The organism is Microbacterium umsixpiens (assembly GCF_053543675.1).
In genome coordinates, this window is sequence record NZ_JBLVOH010000002.1 from 1 (window position 1) to 3,897 (window position 3,897).

General features: G+C 70.3%; 1 protein-coding gene. It reads right to left on the reverse strand.

All coding sequences use genetic code 11. The features are described from left to right. Positions 1 to 3,897 (reverse strand): HtaA domain-containing protein (locus ACNPM4_RS00085; protein ID WP_448984256.1); only part of this gene is annotated, 3,897 nt, incomplete at both ends.

Genomic DNA, 3,897 nt, shown 5'->3' on the forward strand with positions numbered 1-3,897 from the left:
GTCGACCGGGATGACCGCGGTCACCGGGTCGAGCGCCTCGCCGGCGGCGTAGGTGCCGAACGCGGCCGCCCCCGCCTCGGTGAGTGTCGTCGGGATGGCGTCGAGCGAGAGCCTCCCGTCGACGACCGCGGCATCACCGAGGGCGAACTCTGCGAGGCGGACGGCCTTCTGGTCGACGCTCTCGCCACCCTGCGTGGTGCCGCTCACGTCGAAGACGAGGTAGCCCTTGTCGCCGGCGAGTTCGAGCCGCGCGTTCGCGAGCGTCGTGTTCAGCGCGCCGTCGTGGCCGGTGAAGGTGATGCTGCCGCCGTAGGTGATGACACCGGCGAGCGTCTTGTCGTCGAACGACCCGGTGCCGCTCTCCCACACGTAGTCCGGGTAGCGGTACTCGACGTCGGTCAGGGTCCAGCCGCCCTTCGCGATGCCCTCGATGTACGTGCGGAACGACTCCTTGTAGCCCCACTGAAGCGAGGCCCCGTCGACCGTGCACGCGCCGATCACGGTCTTCGCACGGGTGAACGTGAACGCCAGCCCGCGGTCGACCGAGCCCTGCAGGGTGAGCGTGTGCGCCCCGTCTTCGAGGCTGGCGGGCAGCGTGCCCGACCAGGTCGCGAGGCCCGCGGCATCCGCGGTCACCGTGTCGAGAAGCACCGGGGTCGAGTACACGACCACCTTGATGCCCTCTTCGTTCGGCTGGAATCCGGATGCGGTGATCGTGGCCGACTGCCCGGACTCGAGCGCAGCGAGGTTCTCCGCGTCGACGTCGATGCCGTCCGATGCCGGCGGTGCCGCGGGCAGGGTCGTCTTCGCCTTCACGGCGGCCGCAGCCACGGTGCCCGTGTTCCCGGCAGGCGCCGCGGCGACGGAGCCGATCGTGAACGTGACCGGGTTCAGGTCGGTCGAGTACCCCGACAGCACCCGATCGCGTCCGGCCGCGGTGAGCGATGCCGGAGCCGCGGTGTAGGTGACGGCACCGTTCGCCGAGACGCGCGCGGCCCGCGAGAGGTCGAGCGTCGCGAACGGCACCTGGGCACCGCCACTCGTCACGGACAGTGTCGCCGCGCCCGCCGAGGTGATGCGGATCTGCGGGTTCGACACGGTCACGTCGAGCACACCGTGGTGTCCCGTGAAGCGCACCGATCCGCGGTAGACGACGCTGCCGAGCCCGGTCTTCACGTCGAAGTCTCCCCCGACCGTCTGCCCGAACTGGAACTGGCTGCCCGAGCGCGTCGCGCCATCGGAGACCGAGATCGCCCCCTGCGCGATGCCGCCCGTGACGTACTTGGCGAAGTCCGAGGAGATCGCCCAGCGGAGCGAACCACCGGGCACGCTGGCCGGCGGAGTCGTCGGCGTCGTCGGCGGCTTCGGGTCGGTGGGCTTCTCGCCGAACAGTGTGCGCCACTGGGCGTCCGTGATCGTCACATCGCCACGCACGTAGATCGTGTCGGCGGTCGGCATCGTGTGCTGCTTCCACACGATCACCTCGTACGACTTCGTGCGGTCGAGGTTCTTCGCCGCCGTCGTGAGATCGGCCGCGAACGCGCCGAACGTGATCTTCGTCACGTACTGCATCGCGAGGAATCCGCCGCCCGCCGTCACATTCGCCTCGGTGCCCTTCTCGATCAGCGCGGCGTACGCGCCGGAGATGTCGCCCAGCTTCGAGGCCGCGGCTGTCACGGTCAAGCCGTCCTTCGCCGTCGCCGTCTTCACGGTCACGCCGAGGGCGGGGCCCTCCGGGAAGATCGCGTTCCACTGCTCATCACTGACCGGCGCGGTGGCACGGGCGTAGATGGTGTCGGCGCCCGGCATCGTGTGCTGCTTCCAGACGATGACCTCGTAGGACTTCGTGCGGTCGAGCGTGTCGGCCGCAGCCGTCAGGTCGACGCTGAACGCGCCGCCGGTGATGCCCCGCACGTACTGCATCGCGAGGAATCCGCCGCCGGCCGTCACATCCGCCTCGGTGCCCTTCTCGATCAGCGCGACATACGCGCCGGGGATGTCACCGAGCTTCGAGGCCGCCGCCGTGACGGTCAGACCGTCCTTCGCCGTCGCCGCCTTCACGGTCGCGGTGAGACCCGCAGCATCGCCGTAGTTCAGGGCGACGCTCTGCTCCTGGTCGGCGTTGACCACGCCACCCGCTGCGTACGTGTAGATGCCGTACGCACCCGGGGTCGCGGCCGCGTCCTTCAGAGTCAGGGTCGCCTCGAAGGTCCCGTCGGCAGCGATGTCCACCCACTGCGCGCGGATCGCCCCCTGGTACTGCGCGGGAACCTGATTCAGGACACCCTCGGAGAGCGCCCAGACCTGCGCTCCGACCGAGCGGGTCGACGACGCGGCACCGGTGGACGGCTGCCACGTCGAGGCGAAGTTGCCGAACACCACGTACGTGCCCTGCGGCAGGTCCTTCGGGATCGGAACACCGCGCCCGCCGACGTTGGCCGCCGGGTCGTAGCCCGAGCCCTTCACGACGACCTTGTCGCCGGCCTTGAGGGCAGAGGTGCCGGCCGGCGTGGTGCCGTCGGCGAGGAAGACCTCGATGGACGGAGTCAGCGGCGCGGGCTGCAGGCTCTCCCACTGGTCGTCGGTGATGGTGATCGCCGAACGAGCGTAGATCGTGCTCGCGTCGGGCATCGTGTGCTGCTTCCAGACGATGACCTCGTAGGACTTCGTGCGGTCGAGCGTGTCGGCCGCGGCCGTCAGGTCGACGGTGAACGCGCCGCCCTCGATACCGCGCACGTACTGCATCGCGAGGAATCCGCCGCCCGAGGTGACCGCCGACTCGGTGCCCGTCTCGATCAGTGCGGCGTACGCACCGGTGATCGCGCCCAGCTTCGAGGCGGATGCGGTGACGGTCAGCCCGTCCTTCGCGGTCGCGGTCTTCACCGCCGCGGAGGCGAGAGCGGTCTCGGAGTAGGTCAGGGCGATGCTCTGCTCCTGGTCGGCGTTGACCACGCCGCCCGCCGCGTAGGTGTACACGCCATAGGAGCCGGGGGCGGCCGCCGCGTCCTTCAGAGTCAGGGTCGCCTCGAAGGTCCCGTCATCCGCGATGTCGACCCACTGTGAGCGGATCGCACCCTGATACTGCTGCGGCACCTGGTTCAGGACACCCTCGGAGAGCGCCCAGACCTGCGCTCCGACCGAGCGCGTCGACGACGCGGCACCGGTGGACGGCTGCCACGCCGAGGCGAAGTTGCCGAACACCACGTACGTGCCCTGCGGCAGGTCCTTCGGAATCGGAACACCGCGCCCGCCGACGTTGGCCGCCGGGTCGTAACCCGAGCCCTTCACGACGACCTTGTCGCCCGCCTTGAGAGCAGAGGTGCCGGCCGGCGTGATGCCGTCAGCCAGGAACACCTCGATCGCCGGGGAGAACGGCGTCTCGCCCGGGTCGGTGCCGGGGTCGGTGCCGGGATCCGTCCCTGGGTCAGTCCCGGGATCGGTACCGGGATCGGTGCCCGGGTCAGTACCGGGATCGGTGCCCGGGTCGGTACCGGGATCGGTGCCGGGGTCCGTCCCCGGGTCGGTGCCCGGATCCGTACCGGGGTCGGTGGGCACGGGACCGAACACGGCGTCCCACTGCCCCGCGGAGATCGCGACGTCCCCGCGGCCGTAGATCGTCGTCTCGTTCGGGTTCGAGTGCTTCTGCCACACGAGCACCTCGTAGGACTTCGTCCGATCGAGCGAGCCGGCAGGAGCGTCGAGCGTGAACGTGCTCGCCCCTCCGGCGACGGTCGGCATCACGAACGCCGCGTATCCGCCAGCGCCGCTGAGGCCGGATTCCGTGCCCTTGACGATGAGGGCCGCGTAGGCGCCTTCGACCTCGGGCAGGCCGCTCGCCTGCACTTGCACGCTCACGCCGGACGTGGCCGCGGAGGCGACCGTCGCCGTGACCGTGGC